At 60.6% G+C, this 26,236-nt stretch carries 23 protein-coding genes and 3 pseudogenes; 10 read left to right on the top strand and 16 right to left on the bottom strand.

The features are described from left to right. Window positions 1-4 precede the first annotated feature (4 nt). Window positions 5-2,134 carry a response regulator gene (locus G8E10_RS07780; protein WP_343289711.1) on the bottom strand — a complete coding sequence of 710 codons (2,130 nt, stop codon included), beginning with the start codon at window positions 2,132-2,134 and terminating at the stop codon, window positions 5-7. 287 nt (window positions 2,135-2,421) lie between these two features. On the opposite strand from G8E10_RS07780, the gene G8E10_RS07775 reads away from it, so the two are divergent. Both G8E10_RS07775 and G8E10_RS07770 read left to right on the top strand, forming a co-directional pair. Further along, window positions 2,422-3,468 carry an alpha/beta hydrolase gene (locus tag G8E10_RS07775; protein WP_110801694.1) on the top strand — a complete coding sequence of 349 codons (1,047 nt, stop codon included), beginning with the start codon at window positions 2,422-2,424 and terminating at the stop codon, window positions 3,466-3,468. A gap of 12 nt (window positions 3,469-3,480) precedes the next feature. Further along, a complete protein-coding gene (locus G8E10_RS07770; protein WP_110801695.1) occupies window positions 3,481-4,014 on the top strand; it encodes a DUF4142 domain-containing protein in 534 nt (177 codons plus the stop codon). A gap of 44 nt (window positions 4,015-4,058) precedes the next feature. On the opposite strand, the gene G8E10_RS07765 is transcribed toward G8E10_RS07770, so the two are convergent. Then, window positions 4,059-4,484 (bottom strand): winged helix-turn-helix transcriptional regulator, encoded by a 426-nt coding sequence (locus tag G8E10_RS07765; RefSeq protein ID WP_110801696.1) that lies wholly within the window; start codon window positions 4,482-4,484, stop codon window positions 4,059-4,061. 119 nt (window positions 4,485-4,603) lie between these two features. Between G8E10_RS07765 and G8E10_RS07760 the strand changes: the two genes are divergently transcribed. Continuing rightward, entirely contained in the window at window positions 4,604-5,374 is a 771-nt protein-coding gene (locus G8E10_RS07760) for an SDR family oxidoreductase (RefSeq protein ID WP_110801697.1), read from the top strand. 328 nt (window positions 5,375-5,702) lie between these two features. Here the strand turns inward: G8E10_RS07760 and G8E10_RS07755 are convergent, their stop codons facing one another. Genes G8E10_RS07755 through G8E10_RS07720 form a run of 8 tightly spaced genes read right to left on the bottom strand, consistent with a single transcriptional unit; the run spans window position 5,703 to window position 12,899 of the window. Continuing rightward, window positions 5,703-5,969 carry a hypothetical protein gene (locus G8E10_RS07755; RefSeq protein WP_110801698.1) on the bottom strand — a complete coding sequence of 89 codons (267 nt, stop codon included), beginning with the start codon at window positions 5,967-5,969 and terminating at the stop codon, window positions 5,703-5,705. 6 nt (window positions 5,970-5,975) lie between these two features. After that, window positions 5,976-6,332: an SLC5/6 family protein gene (locus tag G8E10_RS07750; protein WP_110801699.1), complete on the bottom strand. Its 357-nt coding sequence runs from the start codon at window positions 6,330-6,332 to the stop codon at window positions 5,976-5,978. Window positions 6,333-6,334: 2 nt separating this feature from the next. Further along, entirely contained in the window at window positions 6,335-7,240 is a 906-nt protein-coding gene (locus G8E10_RS07745; RefSeq protein ID WP_110801700.1) for an ATP-binding cassette domain-containing protein, read from the bottom strand. Further along, window positions 7,237-8,073 (bottom strand): ABC transporter ATP-binding protein, encoded by an 837-nt coding sequence (locus G8E10_RS07740; protein WP_110801701.1) that lies wholly within the window; start codon window positions 8,071-8,073, stop codon window positions 7,237-7,239. The genes G8E10_RS07745 and G8E10_RS07740 overlap by 4 nt, the downstream gene beginning before the upstream one ends. After that, on the bottom strand, window positions 8,070-8,918 hold the full coding sequence (locus tag G8E10_RS07735; RefSeq protein WP_245507213.1) for an ABC transporter permease: 849 nt from the start codon (window positions 8,916-8,918) through the stop codon (window positions 8,070-8,072). The genes G8E10_RS07740 and G8E10_RS07735 overlap by 4 nt, the downstream gene beginning before the upstream one ends. Continuing rightward, window positions 8,915-9,838, bottom strand: coding sequence for an ABC transporter permease (locus tag G8E10_RS07730; protein ID WP_110801703.1), 924 nt, complete (start codon window positions 9,836-9,838; stop codon window positions 8,915-8,917). The genes G8E10_RS07735 and G8E10_RS07730 overlap by 4 nt, the downstream gene beginning before the upstream one ends. 60 nt (window positions 9,839-9,898) lie before the next feature. Next, entirely contained in the window at window positions 9,899-11,446 is a 1,548-nt protein-coding gene (locus G8E10_RS07725; RefSeq protein WP_110801704.1) for an ABC transporter substrate-binding protein, read from the bottom strand. A 31-nt stretch (window positions 11,447-11,477) separates the two neighbouring features. Continuing rightward, window positions 11,478-12,899: an amidase gene (locus G8E10_RS07720; RefSeq protein ID WP_110801705.1), complete on the bottom strand. Its 1,422-nt coding sequence runs from the start codon at window positions 12,897-12,899 to the stop codon at window positions 11,478-11,480. A gap of 237 nt (window positions 12,900-13,136) precedes the next feature. On the opposite strand from G8E10_RS07720, the gene G8E10_RS07715 reads away from it, so the two are divergent. Next, window positions 13,137-15,701, top strand: coding sequence for a winged helix-turn-helix domain-containing protein (locus G8E10_RS07715; RefSeq protein ID WP_110801706.1), 2,565 nt, complete (start codon window positions 13,137-13,139; stop codon window positions 15,699-15,701). A gap of 235 nt (window positions 15,702-15,936) precedes the next feature. On the opposite strand, the pseudogene G8E10_RS07710 reads toward G8E10_RS07715, so the two are convergent. Together G8E10_RS07710 and G8E10_RS25865 are read right to left on the bottom strand one after the other, a co-directional pair. Beyond that, a pseudogene (locus tag G8E10_RS07710) lies at window positions 15,937-16,050 on the bottom strand (DinB family protein); the annotation flags it as partial. 197 nt (window positions 16,051-16,247) lie between these two features. Continuing rightward, window positions 16,248-16,373: a hypothetical protein gene (locus G8E10_RS25865; RefSeq protein ID WP_280953142.1), complete on the bottom strand. Its 126-nt coding sequence runs from the start codon at window positions 16,371-16,373 to the stop codon at window positions 16,248-16,250. A 361-nt stretch (window positions 16,374-16,734) separates the two neighbouring features. Between G8E10_RS25865 and G8E10_RS07700 the strand changes: the two are divergent. The 4 genes and pseudogenes from G8E10_RS07700 to G8E10_RS07685 all read left to right on the top strand — a co-directional run. Next, window positions 16,735-17,475, top strand: a pseudogene (locus G8E10_RS07700) (MDR family oxidoreductase); the annotation flags it as partial. 2 nt (window positions 17,476-17,477) lie between these two features. Then, a pseudogene (gene repC / locus G8E10_RS07695) lies at window positions 17,478-17,888 on the top strand (plasmid replication protein RepC); the annotation flags it as partial. 60 nt (window positions 17,889-17,948) lie between these two features. Continuing rightward, window positions 17,949-18,287, top strand: coding sequence for a type II toxin-antitoxin system RelE/ParE family toxin (locus G8E10_RS07690; RefSeq protein ID WP_110801709.1), 339 nt, complete (start codon window positions 17,949-17,951; stop codon window positions 18,285-18,287). Further along, window positions 18,284-18,589 carry a helix-turn-helix domain-containing protein gene (locus G8E10_RS07685; RefSeq protein ID WP_110801710.1) on the top strand — a complete coding sequence of 102 codons (306 nt, stop codon included), beginning with the start codon at window positions 18,284-18,286 and terminating at the stop codon, window positions 18,587-18,589. The genes G8E10_RS07690 and G8E10_RS07685 overlap by 4 nt, the downstream gene beginning before the upstream one ends. A gap of 320 nt (window positions 18,590-18,909) precedes the next feature. On the opposite strand, the gene G8E10_RS07680 is transcribed toward G8E10_RS07685, so the two are convergent. Then, entirely contained in the window at window positions 18,910-19,602 is a 693-nt protein-coding gene (locus G8E10_RS07680) for a hypothetical protein (protein ID WP_110801711.1), read from the bottom strand. 148 nt (window positions 19,603-19,750) lie between these two features. Between G8E10_RS07680 and G8E10_RS07675 the strand changes: the two genes are divergently transcribed. After that, window positions 19,751-19,981 carry a helix-turn-helix domain-containing protein gene (locus G8E10_RS07675; RefSeq protein WP_110734712.1) on the top strand — a complete coding sequence of 77 codons (231 nt, stop codon included), beginning with the start codon at window positions 19,751-19,753 and terminating at the stop codon, window positions 19,979-19,981. 153 nt (window positions 19,982-20,134) lie between these two features. Here G8E10_RS07675 and G8E10_RS07670 read toward each other — a convergent pair whose 3' ends face one another. From G8E10_RS07670 to G8E10_RS07660, 3 genes are read right to left on the bottom strand one after another with little or no spacing between them, the layout of a single operon-like run. Beyond that, entirely contained in the window at window positions 20,135-20,461 is a 327-nt protein-coding gene (locus G8E10_RS07670) for a hypothetical protein (protein ID WP_245420143.1), read from the bottom strand. 17 nt (window positions 20,462-20,478) lie between these two features. Continuing rightward, on the bottom strand, window positions 20,479-22,152 hold the full coding sequence (locus tag G8E10_RS07665; RefSeq protein ID WP_167128152.1) for a type IV secretory system conjugative DNA transfer family protein: 1,674 nt from the start codon (window positions 22,150-22,152) through the stop codon (window positions 20,479-20,481). Continuing rightward, complete coding sequence (locus G8E10_RS07660; protein WP_245507307.1) at window positions 22,149-22,520, bottom strand: mobilization protein; 372 nt, start codon at window positions 22,518-22,520, stop codon at window positions 22,149-22,151. The genes G8E10_RS07665 and G8E10_RS07660 overlap by 4 nt, the downstream gene beginning before the upstream one ends. Before the next feature lie 208 nt (window positions 22,521-22,728). Between G8E10_RS07660 and traA the strand changes: the two genes are divergently transcribed. Beyond that, window positions 22,729-26,232 (top strand): Ti-type conjugative transfer relaxase TraA, encoded by a 3,504-nt coding sequence (traA, locus tag G8E10_RS07655; protein WP_167128149.1) that lies wholly within the window; start codon window positions 22,729-22,731, stop codon window positions 26,230-26,232. Window positions 26,233-26,236: the final 4 nt, after the last annotated feature.

Raw genomic sequence — 26,236 nt, 5'->3', positions numbered from 1 at the left:
GCCGTCAGCTTGCGGAGATCAACTCGCTTACCCGCCGGGCGAAGGCGTCCGCCTCGAATGGCTTGGTGATGACCTGCATGCCCTGTTCCAGATGGCCGTGGTTGAGCACGGCATTCTCTGCGTATCCGGTGATGAACAGAACGTTGAGTTCCGGGCGTTGCGCGCGAATGGCATCCGCCAGCTGTCGCCCGTTCATGCCGTTGGGCAGACCCACATCGGTGATCAGCAGCTCGACGTCCGGGCGGCTGGTCAGGATCTTCAGCGCCGACGGGCCGTCCTCCGCCTCCAGCACGGCATGGCCGAGTTCTTCCAGGATCTCGACGGCGACCATGCGAACCAGCGGCTCGTCATCGACCACGAGGATCGTGTTGCGGTCGGTCGCCGAGACGGAGCGCGTCGCTTCGGCCGGCGCTTCGTCGCTTTCGTCGTCGCCGACGTAGCGCGGCAGGTAGATGCAGATCATCGTGCCTTTGCCGACTTCGGAATAGATGCGCACGGCGCCACCCGATTGGCCGGCAAAGCCGTAGACCATCGACAGGCCGAGCCCCGTTCCCTGACCGATCGGCTTCGTCGTGAAGAAGGGATCGAACGCGCGGGCAATGACGTCCGGCGACATGCCTGTTCCGGTATCGCTGACGCAAAGCGACACATACTGCCCGGGCTCGAGGCCGCGCTCCTTGGCTGTGCGCTCGTCCAGCCAGCGATTGCCGCTCTCGATCGTCAGCTTGCCGCCGTCGGGCATCGCATCGCGCGCGTTGATGCAAAGGTTCAGGAGCGCGTTTTCGAGCTGTCCCACATCCACGAACGCCTTCCACAGGCCGCCAGCGGCCACCGCCTCAATGGCGATCGCTGGGCCGACGCTGCGGCTGATCAGATCCTGCATGTCTGCAACGATGCGGTTGATGTCGGACGGCTTTGGATCGAGCGTCTGCCGTCGCGAGAAGGCGAGAAGGCGTTGCGTCAGGCCGGCGGCGCGCTTCACCGCCGACTGGGCGCCGGTGACGTAGCGGTCGATATCGCCGATCCGGCCCTGGGCGAGGCGGGTCCGCATCAGGTCGAGGCTACCGCCGATGCCGGCGAGAATATTGTTGAAATCATGCGCAAGGCCCCCGGTGAGCTGGCCGACGGCCTCCATCTTCTGAGCCTGACGGAGCGCTTCCTCGGCCTGCAGAAGAGCGGCCGTTCGCTGCTCGACGCGCTGTTCCAGCGTATCGGTCAATGCGCGGAGCGCGGTGATGGCGCGGTCGCGTTCAGCCTCCACGGCGCGGCGCCCTTCGATATCGATGAGGACGCCGGGGAATGTGACAGGCGTGTCGTCGGGGGCGAGATCGACCCGACCGTTCGCCTCCAGCCAGTAGTATTTCCCGTCGGTGCGTCGCGTCCGGTACTGATGCGCATAGGACCCGCCGCGCGACAGGGCTTCCGCAATCGCTGCAGCAAGTCCCGCCTGATCGTCCGGATGCACGGTCTCCACCACCTGCGCGAGGCTCAGTCCGGACCGCCCGAGCGAGGGATCGAAACCGAAAGCGGCCGCAAAACCTTCATCGACCGTGAAGCGGTCCGTCGGCAGGTGCCAGGACCATGTTCCGATGATTGCGCCCGCGGCGAGGGCCAACTGGACGCGCTGGATGTTCTCGCGCGCAATCGCCTCGCTTTCGCGCAGGGCTTTTTCTGCTTGCTTGCGGGCGGTAACGTCGCGGAAAAGAACGGAGACCTGGCGGAGGCTTTCCGGCTCGACACGCGAGGCGGACACCTCGATATGGCGGCCGATCGCCGCGAACTCCTGCTCGAACCGTACGGTCTGCCCGCTCTTCAGCACGCCGCCATAGAGCTTCAGCCACACATCCGCATTCGCGGGCTCGATCTCGCGCAGGCGCTTGCCCACGATATCGGCGATGCCGGTCTGGCGCTCGTAGCCGGAGTTTGCCTCTACATGAAGATAGTCGCTCATCGGACCGTTCGGGCCGTCGATGAACTCGATGATGCAAAAGCCATCGTCGATGGCCTCAAACAGTGCCCGCCGCCGTGCTGCACTCTGCAGCGCGTCGTCGCCGGACATCTGCGATCTCAAGAGCACGACTTCCTTCTCGAGGTCTTCACGCGTCAGGGATGTCGTCTCTCTGTTCAAATTCATGCCCTTTCCGTGCGTTCGTAAAACCTGCGTCCGGCCAAGGACCTGTGCGGTGCTAACAAGGCACCAGACAGATAGGCAAGGTGTTTCTGAATGCCACTGCCCGCGGGCCGTTGATGGGGGGGCGATTTCGTCATCGTGAGACAAATTTCGCATTTTTACGAAGGAGAAAAGACGAGAATCCTACCGCGAAAGTTTCACTTGAGTTTGTAAAAATTCGGGAATTTTCTCGTCGGGAACAAACCGATGAAGGCTCAGTTTGACAGGCCACCAACCTTGGAGATGTGTTGATGACCTTACGAAGCCTAACCCTTTCGACTGCCGTGGCCCTCTTGGTTCCGCTCAGCTTTGCGACCACCTCTCTGGCGCAGGACATGGCGAAACCCACCACGGAGATGCAAGCCGTTCTCGACAAGCTGGCGGCGCTGGACGCAAAGCCCTTCTCGACGCTTTCGGTTCCCGAAGCCCGCTCACAGGCAACGCCTGCGGACGCGGCCCGTGCTATCCAGTGGGACAAGCGCCTCTCGACCAACCCCGAAGCCCAGGTCACCACGCGTGACATCGCTATTCCCTCGAAGGCTGGCGGACTTGCGGCGCGCGTCTACATTCCCGGCGGCAAGGGCCCGTTCCCCGTCGTCGTCTACTATCACGGCGGCGGCTGGGTCGTGGCCGACATCAACGTCTATGATGGCGCACCACGCGCCCTGGCGCTCGGAGCGAACGCCATCGTCGTATCCGTCGAGTATCGGCATGCACCCGAGCACAAGTTTCCGGCAGCCCACGAGGATGCCTGGACGGCTTATCAGTGGATCGTCGAGAACATCCATGAGCTGAACGGCAATGCAGATAAGATCGCGGTCGCAGGTGAGAGCGCCGGTGGCAATCTTGCAGCCAATGTCGCGTTGATGGCCAAGTCCATGAAGACGAAGCAGCCGGTGCACCAGCTTCTCGTCTATCCCGTGGCCGGCAACGATATGAACACGCCGTCCTATACGGAGAATGCCAACGCCAAGCCGCTCGGCAAGGCCGATATGGAGTGGTTCGTGAAGAACGCGTTCGCCTCCATGGATGAAACCTCGGACGAGCGCCTCAATCTGGTCGGCCGTACGGATCTCGCAGGCGTTGCACCTGCAACCCTCATCATGGCGCAGATCGATCCTCTGCGCTCGGAGGGCGAAGCCTATGCCGCGAAGCTGAAAGATGCGGGCGTGAAGGTCGAGACGAAAACCTACCCCGGCGTAACACATGAGTTCTTCGGCATGGCGAAGGTCGTTCCCGAAGCGAAACAGGCGATGGACATGGCAATCGCCGACCTCACCGCCGCCTTTGCCAAGTAAGGAAGAATGATAATGAAAAAGACATTCACCGCCGCCTCTCTGGCACTTGTGCTCCTCGCGGCACCGCTCTCGCCGACCTTTGCGGCCATGCCCGCCAGTTCGGACACGGCGGCCGCCGCTTTCAATGTGGACAAGGCCTCCTTCGTCAAACAGGTGACGAGCTCAAACCAGTTCGAAATCGAGTCCAGCAAACTGGCTGCGGAGAAAGCCCGCGATGCCGATGTGAAGGAATTTGCCCGGCAGATGATCGCGGATCACACCAAGGCAGGCGAGGGACTGAAGACGGCAGCCAAGCTCGATGACGCTGCACCGGCCCTATCGCCGAAGCATGCCGCGATGATCGAGACACTGAAGGGCGCATCGGAACAGGACTTCCAGCCGCTCTACATCGAGATGCAGACGGTTGCCCATATGGAAGCCGTGACGCTGTTTGCGACCTACGCCAAGGGCGGGGACGATGCTGCGGTGAAGGCCTTTGCGGCGGAAACGCTGCCGAAGCTCGAAATGCACAAGGCGCACGTGATGAAGCTCGTCGCTGCGCATTGATCTCAAAGATCTCCCCAGCCCGGCTTCGCGCCGGGCTGGGGACACTATGCCTTGGTGGCTTGCTCGAAAGCGTCCCGTGCCCGATGGACTTGAGCAAGGTTCTCTTCCGCCCAGATCCACACGCCGCAAAAGGCCGCGCCGAGGCTTTTGCCAAGTCCGGTCAGCCGATACTCCACTTTGGGCGGAACGACGGCATGGATGGTGCGCTTGATCAGGCCGTCGCGTTCCATCTGCCGGAGCGTCTGCGTCAGCATCTTCTGGCTGATGGTGCCGATTTCGCGGCTGAGCTGGGTAAACCGAAGCTCGCCTTTTTCCTCCAGTGTTTCCAAGATCAGCATCGTCCATTTGTCCGCCACGCGTCCGATCAGCTCGTGGACGAGAGCTTCGACGCGCGGGTCCACAACATCAGCGATCTCTCGTTCCATTGTCTCTGCGGGAGCTTCGGCAGGGCGGCGGTGTAGGCTCTGCATCCGACACTCTCCTTTCGGTGCGTATAAATCTTTTTGGTGCCTTCTGTTATGTGGAGAGTAACAGCGTTAGCTCTGCTGGACAATCAACGTGAACCCTATCGAACGTCGTGAGGCATGACATGAAAACCAGCGGAAACACCATTCTCATCACCGGCGGCGCTTCCGGCATCGGACGCGAACTGGCGGAGCGCTTCCACGCGCAGGGCAACACCGTCATCATCGCCGGCCGCCGGCAGGACCGACTGGACGAGGTCGCCGCAGACCATGAAGGCATCGTGGGCTATGCACTCGACATCTCCAGCCCCGAGAGCATCGCAGCCTTCGCGGCCGATGTCATCCGCAACCACCCGGAATTGAACGTCCTCATCAACAATGCCGGCGTCATGATGTTCGAGGACCTGACCCAGTCGCGCGATCTGACGGATGCGGAATCGACCATCGTGACCAATCTCCTCGGGCCGATCCGGCTGACCAATGCACTGATCGATCACCTGACGACACGGCCGGACGCCGCCATCGTCAACGTCTCCTCCGGCCTCGCCTTCGTGCCTCTCGTTTCCACGCCCACCTACTCGGCAACGAAGGCGGCGATCCATTCCTATACGGTCAGCCTGCGGGATGCGTTGAAAGGCAAGATCGAGGTCATCGAGCTTGCACCGCCCGCCGTGCAGACGGAACTGACGCCCGGACAGTCCACGCGCTCGGGCTACATGCCGCTGAACGACTTCATGGATGAGGTGATGTCGCTCTTCTCACGGCAGCCGACACCCCCGGAAATCCTTGTCAAAAATGTCGGTTTCCTGCGGTTTGCCGAGTCGGAAAAGCGGTTCGACGAGACATTGACCACGTTGAACGACTTTGCGCGGAAGGCCCGTGAGGGCGGGCATTAGGCGGCGGGGGCTTTGATCAGTGTGTCGAGGCGAGACTGTCGCATCTCTAACTGTGTTGAAACCCAAGCCAATTGTCCCGGTAGCACATTTGAAAACAGAGACTTAGAGGACTGAAATCATTCCTCTAAGAAATATCTAAAAACGACTTGCACAATAGAAAAAACTTATGAAATGAGCGTGCGGTTAGGCAAGGCCTGTCGAAACCCAATCGCATGCTGCTCGTCCGAAATCCCAAGGTCCAGGCGACCGGCACTCCCAAGAAGTTGAAATCCATCTTATTGGCTAGGATCATCAACATGTAAGGTTACCGCAAAATCGATGTTCAGGCCTACATACGGACGATCTGATCGAGGGTGAACTGCGCAGTCTTGATCTGGACGCTCGCCTTGCCAGACGGCAAGAGCGGTCGGTGCCGCTGATCGCCGAAGTGCGGATCTGGCTCCTCCATCACCGTACACATGTCGCGACGCGCCTCCTGAATGGAAAGATTGCTCTGGACGTCTTTGCGGGCCTGCATCAGTAGAAGGACCAGCGACGAAAAGACGATAATGGCGACGATGCCGGAGCGGGCTTCCATGGGGCGGCGGGCGGACATCGGTCTTCAATCGACTGCTTCGGCGCCGAGCGAGCCCCGGCCGAGTCCGACGCCCAGCCGGTCAGGCGCGATGGCTGCCAACGCAAGATAGAGAAAGCCTGCCAGGGGGGCGCCGACCAGAGGCGTCACGATGTCGAGAAGATAGAACCAGATGAAGAGGGTCGCAGCCACCGCGACGCCGAGCGCAATCAGCGCCGCCGCGTTGAACCGCATCTCGTGACCTCTTAAAAAAACGGAATGGGCGCGCACGACGTAATAATCTGCCACGATGATGCCGCCGATCGGCGGCACGACGGCTGTCAGAAACGTTGCCCACGAAAACAGATCGCCGACGATGCCGCCAAGCGCGAGCAATCTGCACATGATCAGCGAGCCTCGGGTTTGAACTTCCAATTCTCTGAAACAAGAACCTGATGTCCCGGCGCCACACATTCGAACAGGTCGCCTGCATCATGGTGGGGAAGTTGTTCCGGCAAGCGCTTTTCACCGGTTCGCCGACGTCCGAGGCGCGGCACTGCCTCCAGTAACATTTTCGTATAAGGATGCCGGGCATCGCCCACAACGCTTTCCGTTGGCCCGCATTCAACGATCCGGCCGCGATGCATGACCGCGATACGGTCGCTTAGATGGGCGACGACCGCCATATCGTGTGAAATGAACAAATATGAGAGGGCGACCTGTTTCTGAATATCGAACATCAGATCGAGGATCTGCGCCTGGATGGTTACGTCGAGTGCGGAGACCGGTTCGTCGGCGACGATGATACTTGGTCCCGGCGCCAGCGCTCTTGCGATGGCAACACGTTGCCGCTGCCCGCCTGAAAACTCGTGGGGGAAGCGATCCACCTGGTCTGGCCTGAGGCCGACCTGGACGAAGAGCTCGGATACCCGTTCGTGGATATCCCTCCAGTTTGATATGCCGCTGGCAAACAGACCTTCGCCAATCTGGCGACCGACTTTAAGTCGTGGATTGAGCGAGGAGTAGGGATCCTGAAAGATCATCTGGCTGCCGCGAAACAGCTCACGTCGATTGGTGGTGCTTACGGTGGCGACGTCGACGCCGCCGATCCACACCTTGCCATCGGTCGGATTGTCGAGGCCGACGGCGATCCGGCCGAGCGTGGATTTGCCCGAGCCGCTCTCCCCAACGATCCCGAGCGTTTCTCCGCGTTCGAGCAACAGCGAAATGCCGTTAAGCGCGTTCGTCTTTCGCCCCGACGACGTGAAGCTACGGCGGATGTCCTGAAGCTGGAGGAGGGGTTTGCCATTCATGATGTGCGGCCTCGTCGTCCCTCGGCATGTCGCTGGCGCATGGCGCGCTCAACGGTGAGGTGAGACGCGATGAGCCCCTTGGTATAGTCGTGTTGCGGATTGGTGAGGATATCCCCAACAGTTCCGGTTTCGACGATACGGCCCCCGCGCATAACCGCAACGCGGTCCGCGGTCTCTGCGACGACACCGATGTCGTGGGTAATGAGAAGAACCCCGGAACCGTGGCGCGTCTTCAGGTCTACGAGGAGGTCGAGCACCTGCGCCTGCACCGTGACGTCAAGCGCCGTCGTCGGTTCGTCGGCGATCAGTACGCCGGGCTTGAGGGTCAACGCGGCTGCGATCATAACGCGTTGCCGCATGCCGCCGGACAAATGGTGGGGATATTGATCGAGAAGAGATTTAGGATCGGGGATGCCGACATCATCGAGAGCCGCGATCGCGGCGATGCGCGCCTGATGGCGAGGCATTCGCTGGTGGCGGATGAGCCCCTCCGTCATCTGCCTGCCTATTTTCAGGACAGGGTTGAGCGAGGTCATCGGTTCCTGGAATATCATACCGATACGTGCTCCGCGCACGTCCTCCATATGCCGCCGGTCAAGGCCGGCAATCGCCGTGCCGTCGATCGAAATGGTGCCATGAAATCTGGCTGCATCTGGCAGAAGCCGCATGATGGCGAGCGAGGTCATGCTTTTTCCGCTGCCGGACTCGCCGACCAGCGCGAGGATCTCGCCGCGCTTGAGGGTGAAACTGATATCATCGACGGCCGCAAATGTACCGGAAGCCGTTGGAAAAGTGACGGAGAGGTTCCGCACGTTCAGAAAGGATTCGCTCATGATGGTGACTTCCGCCTCGGGTCGATCAAGTCGCGCAGGCTATCGCCGATCAGATTGAAAGACAGCACGGTGACACAGATCGCCAGACCCGGAAACAAGAGGATCCAGGGCGCCTTCGTGATGTAGTTGCGCCCGGAGGCAAGGATGCCGCCCCATTCCGGCGACGGTGGCTGGACGCCAAGGCCGAGGAAGGAAAGACCCGCTGCCGAAAGAATAGCCGAGGAAAAGCCGAGCGTTCCCATGACGATGAGGCTCTGCGTGATGTTCGGCATGACATGCACGCGCACCAGCCGGGCCGAGCGGATGCCAGCGAGCTGTGCCGCCTCGATATAGGGTTTGGCGCGCTCGGCTGCCGCAAGACCATAGGTGACCCGGGCGTAGAAGGGGATGAGGCTGATTGCGATCGCGAGCGTCGCATTGCCGATCCCAGGTCCGAGAAAAGCGACCAGCGCAAGGGCGATCAGCGTGTCGGGGAAGGAGTAGAGCACATCGATCAGACGCAACAGGACGGACTGGATCACACGCCCTGAAAAAGCCGCGATGAGGCCGATCAATCCGCCGGCAAGAATACCGGTCAAGACCGCCGTCAGGCCGATGCCCAGCGATAGCCGTCCGCCGTGGAGAACGCGGCTGAACAGGTCCCGGCCGAACTCGTCCGTCCCGAACAGATGCGTAAGCCCCGGTGCGGAAAGGCGCGGACCCGATGCCATACGCATTGGGTCGTAGGGCGCGATGACGGGGGCGGCGAGGGCAAGAATGATGATGACGAGCGCAAGGCCGAGCCCGATGATGACGCTCCATGGCAAGGCCCGTCGCCGGATTGTGGTTGTCGGGACCATACTCATCTTTGCCTCATGCGCGGGTCGAGAAAGCCGTAGAGAATATCGATCAGCATGGAAACGATGACGACCGAACTTGCGAAGACGACAATGAAGCCCTGGATCATCGGATAGTCGCGCTCAAGCATGGCCTGCACCGCGAGGCGGCCGATGCCGTTCCAGGAAAACACGTTCTCGACGATCACCTGACCGCCCATGAGATAGGCAAAGACAAGCCCGACGACGGTGACGATGCTGATCAGGGCGGGCTTCAGAGCATGAACGAACAGCACCTGATGTTCGCGCAGTCCCCGTGCGCGGGCCGTGCGGATGTAATCCTCGGCAAGAATATCGACGAGTGCCGAGCGGGTCATGCGGGCGACCAGCGCGCAGTAGGTAAGGCCCAGCGTCAGGGCCGGGAGAACAATGTTGCGATAGCCTGAACCCGCGACCGGAAACCAGCCGAGCTTGAGCGAGAAGACCTGGATCATGATCAGTCCAAGCCAGAAGCCGGGGATCGAGACACCGAGAACCGCGATGACCATCACGGCGGTATCGGCGAGCCGCCCACGGTTGATGGCGGCAAGGAAACCCAGAGGAATGCCGATCAGGAGCGCGACCGACAGGCCGGAGACGGCCAGCGCGAACGTGTTGGGAAGGCGTTCGAACAGAAGCCGCGCCACGGGTTCGTTTCCACGGATCGTCGTTCCGAGATCGCCTGTCAGCACATGGGAGGCATAGAGGACAACCTGTTGCCAGACCGGAAGATCGAGCCCGAGCTGGGAGCGCATCTCGGCCATGACTTCGGGCGTCGCCGTCACCGACTGGGCCATCATCGCCGTGACCGGATCACCGGGAACGACATGGATAAGAATTCCGGAGAGCACGATCACCGTCAAGACGGTGACGAACGCCGTCAGCACTCTCTTTGCGATCAGGAAAAGCATGAGATTCCGTCTTCGATTGTGACCCGCTCCAGGCTTTGCCTGGAGCGGGATGCTGTTCGTTTACGATTTGGTCACGTCGTTGAAGATGAGTGAGGCCGAAAAACCCATCGTGAAGCCATCGACCTTCGATGTCGATGCCATCAGCCAGCCCCAGCCCGGTGACAGGAGCGGAATCGCGTAGGCATTCTCCATCAGATATTTCTGGATCTCGTGGATCTTGGCGGCCCGTGCATCGCCACTGAGCTTGCGCTGCTCCTCAAGCATGGCATCCACGTCGGCGTTCAGGCCCATGTTGACGAAGCCCGGCTGCTTCCAGAGAAAGTAGAGGTAGTCTGGATCGACGCCCGACATGCCCATGGTCCAGACAGCCGGTTCGCCGTCGGTCTTTTCGTTAACGCCCTTCATGTGATCGAAAAAGGCGGCCACTTCCCGGGTCTCGATCTCGGCCTCCACGCCGATGGCTGCGAGATCCTGCTGCATGATCTGATGCATGGCGTCCCAGCCTGGCAGCTTGTGAACGAGAAGCTTGACCTTCAGCGGCTTGTCGGGGCCGTAACCGGCTTTCGCCATCAGGGCTTTTGCCGCTTCCGGATCGTAGGTGACACCCCATGTCGCGCACAGCGCTTCGTCGGTGGCGAAGAGATTGGGAGCGACCGGGCAGTTGGAGGTGTTGACCAGGCCTTCGAAGGCTATCGAGGCATAGGCATCGCGGTTCATCGCCATGCCGATCGCCTTGCGGATATCGGGATTGTCGAGCGGCTTGATCTTCCAAGTAAAGGCAGCAAGCATCTGCTGACCGGACAGTTCGGCGGAGTAAACCTTGAAGTTGCTGTCAGCCTTGAGATCGGCTGCTTCCTCAAGCGAAGGCTCCACCATGTCGACTTCGCCGGAGCGCAGTGCTGCCATGCGGGCGACTGCTTCAGGGATGACCTTCAGCATCAGCGTGTCTATATGCGGTTTGCCGGGATTTTTGACCAGTGGGTTGACGTTGGCATAGTCCGTATTGGCCTCCAGCTTGATGCTGTCGTTGCGGGTCCAACTGGCGAACTTGAAGGGACCGGTGCCGATCGGCTTGAATTCGCTGCCGGCAACCGAACTCGGGCAGATGAAGGCAGCCTGGATGCTGGTCAGGAACGAGGCGAAAGGACCGTAAGGTTCCGACAGGGTCAGCTTGAGCGCCTTGCCATCAACGCTGGTGCCGCTGATCGGACCCCATGACGAGAGATTGGGATTGACGGTCGCCGGATCGAGGGCCCGATCGACGCTGGCTTTTGCTGCGGCGGCATCGAACACCGAGCCGTCATGGCATTTCACGCCGTCGCGGATCGTGAAGGAATAGGATTTGCCGTTGTCTGACATCGACCACTCGCTAGCTAGACCTGGATGGACGGAACCGTCCTTGTCCATGGTCAGCAGGGTGTCGAAGATCAGGTTTGTGACCTGCAACGACTGGGTGGTGCTGGCCTTCTGCGGATCCAAGCCGTCGGCATCGACCGACCGGGCGATGGTCAGATCGGCCGAAAGGGCTGGAAGCGTTGTCAGCAAGGCTCCCAGTGACAGCATCAAGGCCGAGGTTCGAAGTGCGGTCTTGCGAAGTCTTGATCTCATCTCTCTGTTCCCTTTTTATCGTGTTGAGACGTCATGCAATGGAAATGGGTGGTCTCCTGTCCGCCCAAGGACGGGCGGTTTCAAGCTGCCCCGCCAGACGGAACAGCAATCCTTCGGCAGCCGGTGCTGCTGCGAACTGAACCCCAATCGGCAGCGCGTCTGCATTCCAAGAGAGGGGCACCGACATGGCGGGTGACCCGTTGATGTTGAAGATATGCGTGTACGGCATCCACGACAGGTAGAATTCGTAGTGGCCGCGCATGGAGGTCGCCTCCGGAAAGGCTGCGTGCGGCAGCGGCGGCTGTGCGAGCGTGGGAGAGAGGACGACGTCGTACCTGTCGAAGGCAGAGGTAACGGCGGCGGCGACCCGATGCAGTCGCGTTGTCGCGACATTGACATCGACCGCGGTAATCTGGTTGCCGGCCTCGATCATGTCCCAGAGCATGGGGGGGAAATCCGCAGCCGTGAGGGGGCGGCCGATGACATCTGCTTCCAGCCGCATGTCGGTCGCATATTCCGCCAGAATGAAGGTTTCGAACGCATCCCACCCGTCGTCCGGCAGGTCTATGTCATAGGGTTCGCAGATATGGCCGAGGCTTTCCAGCAGCCTCACCGTCTCCGCAACGGCCGCTTTGCAATCTTCATGGGTTGTTGCGCCATAGGGTGCACGCGTGGACACGCCGACCCTCAGCCTCCCCGGATCGCGATCGACGTCCCCTGAAAATTGACCGCCTTCGGGCGCGTTGAAGAATTGCCCGCGGTAAAGACCCGACGTTGCATCAAGCAGGGCCGCGCTGTCGCGTACAGAACGTGTCAGCGCATGCTCGACCAGCATGCCTTGCCACGTGCTTCCGGCCGGCGCCACCGGATTGCGTCCGCGAGTCGGCTTCATGCCGAACAGCCCGCAACACGAGGCGGGCACGCGGATCGAGCCGCCGCCGTCATTGCCATGGCCCATCGGCACGATGCCGGCCGCAACGGCGGCGGCGGTCCCGCCGCTGGATGTGCCTGCCGTCTTGCCCGTGTCCCAGGGGTTGGAGGTGACGCCATGGGCACGCGACCGCGTCGTCCAGTCCATGGCAAGCTCCGGAACCGCCGTCTTGCCAAAGATCACAAGTCCGGCTTTCTTGAACCGGCGAACCAGTTCACTGTCGTCGGCGGGCCTGACGCTTGCGCGCGGAGGCCAGCCCGCCCCGGTCGGCTGGCCGGCATAATGGGCCGTCAGATCTTTGAGAAGAAACGGCACGCCTGCGAAGGGTCCCTCGGTAAGCTCCTCACGAACGAAGCGAGAGGCCTCGTCCTCGAAGGTCGCAACGACGGCGTTGAGCGGGCCATTGACGGCCTCGACAGCCGCCATGGCCGTGTCCAGCAACTCCTGCGGCCGAACTTCGCGTCGTTTCACGAGGTCCGCCAGCCCTGTCGCGTCGTATTTTACATAATCACTCAACAGCATGAGTGTCATCCCTTCCGTCATCTCTGCTGAAAATTACGGCGCGCTTATATTTTTGGCATGATCCGGAAGGGTGAGTTGGAAAAATAACTTCATCTCACCCTTAAGGGTGATAGGCTGCCTGAAAATAAAGAGGTCCTCCACGGGAGCGATGCTGTGCGACGCGTGAACTTCCTGAGCCGACGATCCTTGCCTCCGCATGCATCAGCCGGCGTCATAGACCGGCCGCGCCTAACGAAAATGGCAGGCATTCTTGTGCGCCATCGGCTGGCGCTGGTGCATGCTCCGGCAGGATCGGGAAAGACCACGCTTCTTTCGCAGTGGCATCACGCCGTTCAGGCCGCCGACATCCGCACGGTCTGGTATTCCGCCGGTGACGATGACAAGGACCCCATCAGCCTTGCTGAATATCTGTTGCTAGCGATCGACCAATCCACAGGGTATCTTGGTGGCAGCTCTGCCGATGTGGCTGGAGACTTCATTCCGGCGGGTGACGAGGATGATGCTGTTCGGCGTCTCGTCGCCGCCGTTGCCGAACTGGCGACCGACAATCCCTTCGTGCTGTTTATCGACGACTATCACCTCTCCGAAAGCAGCAGCGGCGTGGCGACGATCAATGCCCTGCTGGCGGCCCGCCTGCCGAACATGACGGTAGTGCTTGCGAGCCGCACCCGTCCGACACTGGCCGTCGGGCGCTACCGTGCCAATGGCGAGATGATTGAGGTGTCGGTCGCCGACCTGCAATTCGACGAGAGCGAGACCGAGGATTTCTTTCGGCTCGCCTCCAATGTCGCGCTGTCATCGGCGCAGAGCCGACAGATGCGCGATCATACCGAAGGCTGGGCCGCCGGACTGCGTCTGGCCTCTCTAGTGCTGGGCCGGACACCGGGCAGTTTCATGGAGACGGCACCGGCCGGAAGCCACAGGGCATTTGCGGATTATTTCCTGGAGGAGGTGATTGCCGGGCTTCCCGATACCGTCTGCACGTTCCTTGCCAGAACCTCGATTCTTGAGACCTTCAACGCCGATCTCTGCGGTGCCGTGTCGGATCAGGAAGATGCCGGCTCGACCCTGGCTGTGTTGGAGGAGACGCAGCTTTTCATCGTGGCGCTTCCCGGCGCGCAGCGCTGGTACAAATACCACCATCTGTTTCAGGAGTTCCTGCAGACGCGGCTCTACAAGGAGGGGCTCGACAGTTTCTGCAATGCCCACGAGCGCGCGGCGCGATGGTTTATTCGGTCGGGCTCGCCCGTCGATGCCGTCCGGCATGCTTTTCTGGCGCGCCAGCCCACATGGGCAGCGGAACTCATCGAGCGCTACTGCCTCTACGACTATCTCAGCCACGGCCGGTTCGAGACCTATTCCCACTGGATGCAGCAGTTGCCGCGTGAATCTCGCGAGGAGCGGCCGTTGCTGATGTTCCTGCTCGTCTGGCGCTCCATCAATATGCGCCGGTTTCTGCAGGCCGAGCAGACCTTGATGGCTATCGAGACCGCAGCGCGCGATCCGGAAAGCCGGTTTTCCACCATCGCGCGGGAAGAGGGTGTCGATATCCAGGGGCGCCTACATTTGATGCGGGCGCTGATCGGAGCCTATGGCGGCGATCTTTCTGCGGGTGGCACGCACATTAAGGCATTGGATCGCAGGGAACTGGACCATCTGGCGTTCGGCCAGGTTGATCTGGACTCCATCCACAGCTACCTTGCTTTCAACGCTGGCGATCTGGAACAAGCCGAACGGCTGACGTTCAAGGCCAAGGGTGTCTACGATGATATGGCGTGCCACTGGGGCGGCATCCATTCGCGTTGCATCGCTGCGATGTCCTATCTGGCGCGGGGCTGGTTTGATCAAGCCGAGTCGCTGCTCAAGGACGCGCTGACCATCGCTCAGAAACACTTCGCCGAGAATTCCTACATGGTGGCCTTGCCGTCGGCACTGCTCGGTACGGTCGCGTTCAACGCCGGCGACCTTCCGCTCGCCGAAGACCTCTGGCTGCGCTCCATCCCGTCGGAGACCTCAACCAATGTTTCGGGCCTCTCCGAACGCGTGCTGACATCGACCATCGGCCTTGCGCGCCTTTACGATGTCCAAGGCCGTTTCGATGCGGCATCCGCTTTGCTCGTCCGCGCCAGCCGGCGGGCTTATGAAACGGAGGATTTTCGGCTTGAATTCCAGCTTGCAATCGAACGCGCCGACCGGGCTCTGCGTATTGGCAATACTATCGAGGGTCGGCGTGAACGGGAAAGACTGGGTTTGCAGCTCGCCGAAGCGGAGAAAAGGTTCCCACGCGTAGTGTGGCAGATCTGGGATGCTTTCGACGTGGTCGAAGCGCGTATTCTGGCTACCAGCGGACGGATGGATGGTGCACGCGCTCGGCTGGAGGGCATCAGCCGCGTCGCCCGCCTTCAGGGCCGCCTAGTCTATGCGATCCAGTGCGAAGCCCTGGCGGTGACGTATCGGTGCGAAGACGATAATCCGGCCGAAGCTATGAACGCAGCAATGGACGAGGCGGGGCAGATGGGGATGGGAACGCTTTCAGAGCAGTTTCTCTTGCCCGTTTCACAGCAGCAAAAATACGTCGCACGCGTAAAGCAGGGGCTGTCTGGAAACCCGTCTCAAGCCGGCGGATTGACTGTCCGCGAAAATGCCGTTCTGGAGCTTCTGCAATGGGGATTGTCCAATCAGGACATCGCAACGAAGCTTGGTATCAATCTCAACACTGTGAAATCGCACATCAAGAATATTTTCGAGAAACTCGACGTCAAAACGCGCACCCAGGCGGTTCTAAAAACATTAGAGCGATGATTAGAGGGTCGTTATGCGTATCACATCGCCAAGTTGCTTCCCGTTCGCTTTCCGTAAATGACGGTTTCAAATCCACCAAACTCGAGCCGTTTTATTCTGACCACACCGGGACGACCTATTTTTGCGGGCCGAAGTGTGCACACAGAAGACATGCGTCAGCATTTAAAAATCGGAAAGCGGTCTAACTTCGCGGATATAAGGAATTGCGTAGCAATTGCAAGGTGGGGCCTATTCTTCAGGCCAGAGTGAGATTCCTGTCGCCCTGCTTCCGCCGCGCTGGTGCGGTCTGGTGAAGATAGACAGCGAACGTGTCCCACGGCGGCGTGATGGAAAGTTGCCTGAGAAAACGGCAGCAGTGATGCTGAGACACGACCCAGTCCTGGATTGTCCCGGTGTTCGGGCGGCAGGGGGATGTCGACGATCCGGTCGAGGCTGCCTTCATCGAGTACGTCGCGCAGCGATTCGGTCTGCTTGCTCACGGCGTCCGACACGGTTTCCCTGATGAGATCGGCCTTCCAGGGAACGTGGGGATAGCGGCGCCGTTCGTCAGGCCAGCTCCTTCATGATCGTAGCAAGGCCCGAGCCTGCAATTCCATCCGAGCGGAACCGCTCGACGGCGACGTCCATGATCCTGCGGCGCGACGTGTCTCTTCGGCCCTTTTTGTGTCGCATGACACTTCTTCCAAGTTTCTATTGCATTACGATTGTAATATTAGTAAGTCATCATAATGCAATTGTCGCCGAACCTTAAATCCGGGACCTTCATCTGCGGGAAAAAACATGGACGCCGTAAGAACTGCAATCGTGACTGGGGCATCCTTTGGCATCGGTTTGGCGAGTGCCGAGGCCCTGGCCAGGTCAGCTTGCTGCGACGTCTCTTGCCCGCATCGGTGTTCGACAAGGCTTTGCGCCAGCAGTTCGGCATGCCGGTCTGATCGCAGCCTCGACTTGGCCGCCTGATTTCCGGTCGTGCACCGACAAGGAATATCAGGTGGGCCATATTCATCTTCACTACCCGACAAAGGACAGAAGAATGACCTTCAAAGCGCTTTTGGCTACCAAAGATGGCGATAAACTTTCGACCAACGTGGTCGAACTTGAAGACAAGGACCTCATGCCGGGGAACGTCACGGTTACGGTCGACTATTCGACCGTGAACTACAAGGACGCTGGGGCACTGGGCGATTATGACGTCATCAAGCAGTTTCCGTTGATCCCGGGCATCGATTTCGCAGGAACGGTGGAAGCCTCTTCCTATCCCGGCATCACGATCGGCGATCGGGTCGTCGCCAATGGCTGGGGGCTGGGCCAGACGCATCATGGCGGCTACGCGCAGAAAGCGCGGCTGAACGGCGACTGGCTCGTCAAGATCCCGGAGCCGTTCTCGACCAAGGATGCCATGGCGATCGGCACCGCAGGCTACACCGCCATGCTGTCCGTACTGGCTCTTGAACATGGTGGAATCACTCCGGAGCGGGGCGACATCCTCGTGACCGGAGCGAATGGCGGTGTTGGATCGCTTGCGATCGCGCTTCTTTCCAATCTGGGCTACCGGGTTGTCGCCTCGACCGGGCGTCCCGAAGAGGCCGATTATCTGCGCGAACTCGGCGCTGCCGAAATCATCGACCGCCGCACGCTCTCCGAACCGGGAGAGCCTGTCGCGGCCGAGCGTTGGGCAGGCGCGGTGGACTCGGTTGGCAGCCACACGCTGGCGAACGTATTGGCACAAACCAGATATCGCGGTGTGGTAACCGCTTGCGGCATCGCTCAGGGACACCTAGCTTTGAAAAAGACCAGGGCGGAAAGCCGACGAAGAACCGCGGGCCTGACAGAGAGACGCTGAAGGCCTTTCCTCTGGGTGTCGTGCTGAAGGCATGCCCACAGATTATCGACTATGGTCCGGCAGGATCTGTGGGTGATTGGCGTGATCTCATGTCGGCCGCGGTTGTGGTGAGATCGATGCTGGGTGTGAGCCCGTCGGCCTATCAGGAGGCGTGCGAAACCATGGGGCCTGAAAACGCAGCGGTTGCGATTGCCTGTATCCTTGAGAGGGCGGCGCATATCAACTCCGCGGGCGGCTATCTACGTGATCTCACCAGCCGGGCGGCGCGCGGGGAGTTTTCACTCGGGCCGATGATGATGGCACTGCTACGGTTGAACGGGGAGGCTGGAAAGCGGTTGGCGTGACTGATCATTGACATAAGAGATTTCAATTGCCATAACTACCCCAATGGGTTATAAAACACTATGCAGACAGTTGCTGAAACACCGCTTTTCGTCAAACAGGCCGCGGCCCTATTTACGGACGACGAGCGCAAGGATCTTATCGACTTTCTGGCGACCCATCCTCAGGTCGGTGATGAAATACCGGGTGCGGGTGGTGTCCGAAAGCTAAGATTTGGTGCCAAGGGTAAAGGCAAACGGGGTGGTGCCCGCGTTATCTATTACTGGTACGGCGACGACGCGCCCATTTATGCGCTTCTCGTCTACGGAAAGAATGAAAAGACCGATTTGAAGCCGGAAGAGGCCAAGGCGGTTGCGGCGTTCGCAAAGGCGATCAAAGCGACGTACAGGAGTAAACCATGAGCGAGACAACAAAATTCGGCGAGGATTTGATTCAAGCTATGACCGAAGCTCTGGGACATGCCCAGGGTAAGGACGTGGTTGGACTTCGCATCACTGCCGTTGATTTGGAAACCGTGGACGCAAAAGCAATCCGCCGAAAGCTACACCTGACGCAAGACGAAATGGCTGCATTTCTCGGCACGAGTGCTTCAGGATATAAAAAGTGGGAGCAGGGGGCTCGGCAGCCGTCAGGCGCTGCTCGAACGCTTCTTCGTGTGATGGAAAAAGAACCCGAAGCAGTGCTGCGAGCGTTGTCGAACTGATTTGTTGGGCTGCTTACTTGGAGTTTCAGCTTAAATTATGCCGTTTTCTCATCGCGGGTTCCCCCCGCAGCGAACTGGACGAGGGGATTCGCATCGGACTTGAGCGCCGTACCTCGATCGCGTTCTGCGTCTAAGGTGATACAGTGCTCATCCTCATCCTGCTTCATGGCGGCCGGGATTCCACCGACGCATGGGACGGCAACTAGCCTCCTACGTCGCTGGAGACGCCACTATAGCAGCATCAAGGTTCCGTTCTGGAACATGACCCGATAATCGAGTACTTCAGCGAAACTGGAGTCTGCCAGGTTCCGTCTGAGGTATCAGTGCTCACAATCCGGTCGTTGACGAAGGTCTACAAGTTCCTTCAGCATCCTTCGCAGTTGCAGCCAAGGCTCATGCTCATGTCTGAGCCGAGGATCGTGCAGCTCAAGAAGGCAGTGAAGCTTGGCAGCGACCTCCATGAGGGAGAACGGCGGCATCAGTAGTACCACGTTGGCGGAAATACCCGCAGAGCGATCGAGGTCCCTTTCCCGCCTGACGGCAGCGCTGTACCCTATGCGAGCGTCGGCCTTTTTCCAGGCTTGCCGTCTTTGGCGTAGCGTCGATCGTGCGGCGTCGAGCCGACCTGCGTCGATCCTGGAGGACAGGTGTCGGATCTCTGCGTACGTCGTCGCAACGTAGGGCGGCTCACCTTCAAGTCCGTCGATCGCTACAGACGGATAGCCATCGAGCTCATCCAACAGCCTGTCGCTCAGCTTCCGCACTCTGCGACTCTGCCGCAAATGCTGTTGCTGGAGGATCCACCAACGTAGCCAGATTTCCCGTACTGAAGCAGGCCCCCTTTCCGTCCGAGGCGGCATGTCGGTGAAGCAGTGCTGCAAAACCCGCGCTGTGTGTGAAAGAAGGTTTCGCCGCGAGATGATGGTTGGCGCTTCGTCAGCCTTGCCGCCTGTCGTGGTGTTCTTTTCAATCGAAATTCCAGGCAGAGTTCTGCTACTCTCGGAATCAGCCATGATCCAAGCTCCTGATAGCTAGGTTTTTGGTCAGGTCGAGCAGGGTGGTTGCAACACTCTGTTCGACCGTCTGCGTGCCGCAGGCGACCTACTTTACAACAGACACAGGGCGGATCAAAGAGAATTCGCCTATATTAGGCGAATTTACATGTTACCGATTCAATGTAGGATGGCGCGCGCGGCCTTGGGGTTGAAGATCGCGGATCTTGCAGAGCGGGCCGGTATGTCGACCAACACAGTCGTCCGATTTGAAACGGGTTATGAATTGAAGCAGTCGACGGTCGATGAGCTTCGTGCTGTGCTGGAAGAAGCAGGAATCATCTTTATTCCTGAGAACGGCGAGGGGCCGGGCGTTCGCTTGCAAAAATCGCGCTCGTGATACTGCTAGCAGACTCTTTTGCTGCGGGAGCCTCGAGCGCGTCGCTAGCCATGGCGCCATCCTGCCGGAGATGATCCGACAGATCTTTTATGAAGCATAAGTTTGTGGAGTGCTTTCCCCAAAGCAGCTGAGTTTTTCGCGATTGCTCACGCTTCAATGGCCGGTCATCTCCACCAGTCCCAACATTTCCAAGACATCATCGACGAGAAGGTTGAGCGCCTGCCAGTCAGGTAGATCATGCTCGTTCACCCGCTCCTGGATCGCGGTGAGCAGCCAGCCAACGCCGGCAACATCCTCCCTGGATTTGTAATCGTCGAACGCTTCAAAGCAGGCCACGATCCGCGGCCGCGCATCGCCATTGGCGGCCGGAATGGCCGCGACCCGCTCCTGTGCTTTCCGATATGCTCTGGCGATCCGGCGTCGATCCGCCGGGCCGCTCTGCAGGACCATACCCGCCGCCCAGATCAGCGTTCTCGCCATGTCGTCGAACTCGTTTCTCATGCCGGATCAAACGCGCCTGCGAACTCTGGGTCGGAATAGTAAGCGAGCTTGCGCGCAACGATTGGACGTTGCCCGGCAAGGAACAGAAGCTCGACCTCCTTTGGCAGATTGCGCACCTCGTCAGGTGTCATGAGGGCACGGCCGGTGTGCTGCTGGCTGAGCGAGATGCCAGGATCGCTCGCATCGAGATTGCGTCCCATTGTCTGGAAGACGACCGTCTCCTGTCCAAGGAGATCGGAGATCAACCGGGCACTCTCGTGATCGTTGACGCCGAACACCTGAAGGACGCCGGCATTCGACAGGAACGTGCCGGCGCGTTTCTCGTATGTGGCGCGTAGTTGATGGATGTCCTGCAGGATCGGCCAGAGCTGGACGCCGTAGCCGGCCATCAATCCCATGGCCTGGCTGACGGGCGCGAGATACCCAAGGCTTGCGAACTCGTCGAGAAGATAGAGCACGGGGACATCCGGCTTTTGCCGATCGCGCGCCATGTCCGTGAGGCTCTGGGTGACGAGCAGGCGCAGCCAGCGGGAATAGGCCGAAAGCCGATCCGGCGGCAGCACGAGGAACACCGTGGCGTGACGCGCTTTCAGATCGGCAAACCGGACATCGGATCGTGCGAGAACAGCCGTCATGCGCGGACTGTCGAGGAAGTGCGTGTGACGTTGGGCGGATGACAGAACACCGGCCGCCTCGCGGTCGGATTTGGCAAGATGACGGTTGGCGGCACGCGCAACAAGGTTGCCGGCAGAACTGGCGCCTAGGGACACCTGCATGGTCTTCAAAAGCGCTGCAAAGGCACCGGGATCAAGGGTCAGATTGTCGCGCAGGGTGGCAAGCGTTCGCCGGGCTGGCGGCTCGTTGATAACGATGTGAAGGATCAGACCGGTGATCAGCGCTTTTGCCTCTTCGTTCCAGTGCGCCTCGCCGGACAGACCCGGCTCGTCAAACACCAATGCATCGGCAAGTGTGCTTGCGTCCTCGGCGACATCGACGCTGTCGGGATCGATCTGGTCGAGCGGATTGAAGGTCGAGGACGGTCGACCGGTGACACCGAAAGGATCGAGAACATGAACCGGGCCGAAGCGTTCGCGCGCACGCCCTGTCACCATCGCGTTCTCGCCTTTCGGATCAATGCAGATCACCGAGCGATCCGCCGTCAGCAGGTTCGGGATGATGGTGCCGACACCTTTGCCAGACCTCGTCGGCGCCATGGTGAGGAGATGGGCCGGTCCGTCATAGCGCAGAAGTTTGCCCGTTCTCGGATCGCGACCGATCAGCAAGCCCGAGGGCGCGTTGATGAGTGGCGCGATCTCTCTGGTGGTCGCAAGCCGGGCCGAGCCATGCGTGGCATCGTCGCTCGAGCCGAAGTGCAGGATCAACGGTTCGCTGATCACGCGGAATACGAAGGCGATCGCAACGAGGGTCAGAACGATGTTGCCGAGATACCAGAGCGCGTCATGCGTCACACTGCCGGCAAGCCGTAGCAGATAGTCACGTGCGACAACCGCAGCGAAGAGAACGATCATCAAATAGACGGCGGCCCTTGCGACCATCTTTGAATAGCGGAAGGGTGCCGCGATCAGGGCGACGATCGCCCAGAGCGGATCACGGGCCACCTGCCGCAACATGGTGCTGAAGGCGTCAAAGGTGCGGGTCATCCGGTTCATGGCGCCACCTCGCCTTCGGTCTCACCGTGCCTGTCCGCGCCATTGCTGCCCGTTGTCGCAGAGGGTGTCGTCACTTGATCTGATGGAAGCGGGCTTGATGGAAGCGGATCCGGTTGCAGCAGATCGGCAAAGAGCGCGTGATCGGCCTCGCGTGTCAGGAAGCCTGGCAGCTCGCGTCTCAGCCAGTCATCGAGCTGCCGTGTGAACGTGCTGTTGCCGTTCGTCTGAAGCCGGTGAAGCACCAGTGCGCCCAGCAGGATCTTGCGCCTTGTCTCTTCCGATCGCTCCTGCTTTCCCAACCGGGCTTTGAGCGTTTTGCGCTGGGCCTCGATCTGGGCCAGCCGTTCCCCAATGCTCTTTCGCGCCATGTTGTGATCCTTCCTGATCCGAGTCATCCACATCAGGGGCGAGGCTACGGAGCGGCTGTCGCATCGGCAATTTGGTGAATCCTACAAATAGCGGCACCCTGTGAGATCCCGTACGAAGAGAGCGAAGCGAATGAGGCACAAGGGCGCACTTACGAGTTGCTGCGCAACTCAAGTGGCCGATGGCGCATCGGGAAAGGCGACCACGGACATGGCGATCTACCATTGCAGCATGAAGCCGATTGCAAGGAGCGGTGGCCGCAGCGCGGTCGCATCCGCTGCCTATCGTGCTGCAGAAAAGCTCACCAACGAGCGCGATGGCCTAACGCATGATTTTCGCGCCAAGCAGGGTGTTGAGCATGCGGAGATCGTGTTTCCCGAAGGCGTGGATACTGAGTGGGCGCGGGATCGATCGGCCTTGTGGAATGCGGCGGAGAAAGCCGAGAACCGGAAGGACGCCCGTGTTGCCCGCGAATTCGAGGTGGCGCTACCGCATGAGCTGACTGCGGAACAGCGTATTGATCTGACGCGGGAGTTCGCCCAGGAGCTGGCAAACCGTCATGGCGCGGCGGTGGATTTTGCCGTGCATCGTCCGCATTCCGCCAGCGACGTTCGAAATCACCACGCGCACATCATGATGACCACGCGGCAGGTGACAGGGGAGGGGCTTGCGGACAAAACCTACATCGAGCGTGAGAACAAATGGCTGCTGTCGAACGACCTTCCGACATCGCAGATGCAGCTTCGCGATATCCGCCAATCGTTCGAACAGATGACCAATGCGCATCTTGCCCGTGCAGGTCTCGATATTCGCGTCGATCATCGTAGTCATGCCGAGCGCGGACTGGAGATTGAGCCGACGGAACATGCCGGCGTTCACGCGACACAGATGCAACGCCGCGGCCAGGATATCACTCGCGCGCGACTGGATGAGGATGCCGCCAGGCGCAACGCCGATCTCATTCGCAAGAAACCGGAGGAGGTGCTGGCGATCATCACAGGCGAGAAGAGCGTCTTTGACCGCCACGATGTCGCGCGTGCTTTGCATCGATACATCAACGACGATGCCCAAGCGTTCCAGAACGCGTTCGCAACCGTCATGGCCTCGCCGGCACTGGTCGCGTTGCAGCCGGAACGAACGCATGACGCGACCGGCAGGATTGCGCTCGCGCGCTATTCGACGCGCGAGATGGTCGAGATAGAAAACGGGATGGCGAAGAGCGCTGAAAGGCTGCAGGCAGCGCGCACACATGGGGTCGCTCGTCAGCATATCGATCATGCGATCCGCCGCCAGAATGCGGCGCTTCGAGCAGGCATTGCCAGCGATACGGTAGCAAAGGTCGAGCGTGGCGAGCTGGACACCGCAGAGCGCGATCGGCGCCTTTCCGCGGCGCGGTTGTCCGCAGAGCAGCAGGCGGCGATCGAACATGTCACGGGACCTGAGCGTATTGCGGTTGTCGTCGGCTATGCCGGTGCGGGCAAGTCGACCATGCTGACGGCCGCGCGGGAAGCCTGGCAGCGCCAGGGCTATCAGGTGCAGGGTGCAGCACTGTCGGGGAAGGCGGCGGAAGGGCTGGAAGAGTCGTCTGGCATTGCCTCCCGCACGCTCGCCTCCTGGGAGATGCGGTGGCAGAACGATCGTCAGCTGCCTGGCCGGCGTGACGTGTTCGTGATTGACGAGGCGGGCATGGTCGGCAGTCGCCAGCTTGCTCGGGTTCTGCGCGAGGTCGAGAAGCGCGGTGCAAAGATCGTCCTGGTTGGCGACCACGAACAGCTGCAGGCGATCGGAGCCGGCGCGCCGTTCCGGGCGATCGCCGAGCAGATCGGGCACAGTGCGCTCTCCGACATCCGTCGTCAGCGCGTGGACTGGCAGCGCGCAGCATCCGTGTCGTTTGCCACGCACAAGACGGCGGAGGGCCTGGCGGCGTATCGGCGGCATGGCGACATCCGGTTCAGCCAGACGGTGGATGATGCGCGGTCCGCCATCGTGCGCGACACCGTTGCGGATCTGGAGGCCCGCCCGCAGGGCAGCCGGGTTGCCATGGCGCATCGCCGAGCCGACGTCTCCGCCATCAACGCCGATATCCGTTCAGCGCTTCAGGACACCGGCCGTCTGGCACGCGGCGGGGAGAATGGTGAGCTGTCGTTCCAGACGAGCAACGGTGCGCGCGCCTTTGCACCCAGTGACCGGCTGGTGTTTCTGGAAAACGATCGGGATCTCGGCGTGAAGAACGGGATGCTCGGGACCGTGCGGACCGTCGAGCCGGACGCAATACAGGTTCAGCTCGACGATGGTGCTGGTCGCGGTCAGAACAATGACCGCATCGTCACCATACCCACCAAAAGTTACCAGTCCTTTGATCACGGCTATGCGACCACCATCCACAAGACGCAAGGCGCCACCGTCGATCGTGCGTTTGTGATGGCGTCGAAGACGATGGACCGTCACCTGACCTATGTCGCCATGACGCGGCATCGTGACAGCGTCCAGCTCTATGCGAGCCAGGACGCGTTCACAGACGCGAGCGCCGGTCGGCTGGTGGCGTTCGGTACCGCACCCTATGCCCACGATCCCAAAAACCGCGACAGCACCTTCGTCACGATCAAGACGGACAAAGGCGAGACGCAGACGGTCTGGGGCACGGATCTCAAACGCGCGATGGAGGCAGCAGCGCCAGAGGTTGGTGCAGCGATACGGCTTGAGCGCGTCGGCTCGGATCCGGTTCGGCTTCCCGATGGAAGCGCCGTGACACGCAACCGCTGGAGCGTGCTCACCGGGGAGGATCTGGCATTCCGGCAGCTCGAGGAGCGGCTCAGCCGCTCGGGCGTCAAGGAAACGACGCTCGACTACACCGAGGACTTCGCCCATCGCCGGGGGATTGCGGAAAAGGCCGGCATTCGCAGCGAGATCGCCTTGGACCGTGTGAACGCAGAGCGCAAGGGTCCGGGCGGGTCTCAGCGTCCAGAACCGCTTGTGCCAGCCGTCACCCGCTACGACCGCGGTATCGAGGAGGTCGCGCGCGAGAAGGCCGCATCGGTGGTCGAGCACAGGTTCGGGACGGTCGCGTCGCTCGCGCAGCAGGTGTTCCAGGATCCGGAGGCCGTCACACGTCAGCTGCGCACAGGCATCACCGAGAAGACGGGGAGGGGGAAAGAACTCGCGACGATCATGGCCAAACAGCCGGAGCGGTTCGGGGAGCTGCGTGGCAGGTCGGGGCTGCTTGGCGACAACAAGGAGCGCAAACAGGCAACGGAGATCGCAAAGGCGGTGGCCGCCCATATCGGCCATGTCTCGAAAGCCTGGGAACGGCGCCTGGATGCGGAGCGGGCATCGGAAACCTGGCAGCGGGAGAAACGCGATGGCGTCGAGGTGCCCGGGCTGACACCTCGCAGCTTCGAGCTCATTGCCCAGGTGGAAAAGGCAGCGATCGACAAACAGGGTCCGCTCATCGATCAGTTGCGGTCAACGCCGGAGGGCAGGATCGCGCTGGAAGAAGCGAAGCGGGTGGCCGATGCGCTCACGCTTCGGTTCGGGCATTCCGATCCGCGGAACTTTGCCCCCGAGCTTGAGAAGCGGCCTGAGCTCGCAAAACAGGCCGAGACGATCAAAAGCGTTGCCCGTATCGTGGAGCGCGCCCGCATGGCGGAGCTCACGCGGGATCACACGTTGAAGCAGCAGCTCAGCCGAACGAAGGGGCTTGGGTTGAGCCGATAGGATG

The organism is Ferranicluibacter rubi, from assembly GCF_011603255.1.
Lineage (GTDB): Bacteria > Pseudomonadota > Alphaproteobacteria > Rhizobiales > Rhizobiaceae > Ferranicluibacter > Ferranicluibacter rubi.
This window is presented reverse-complemented; position numbering and strand designations above follow the sequence as displayed.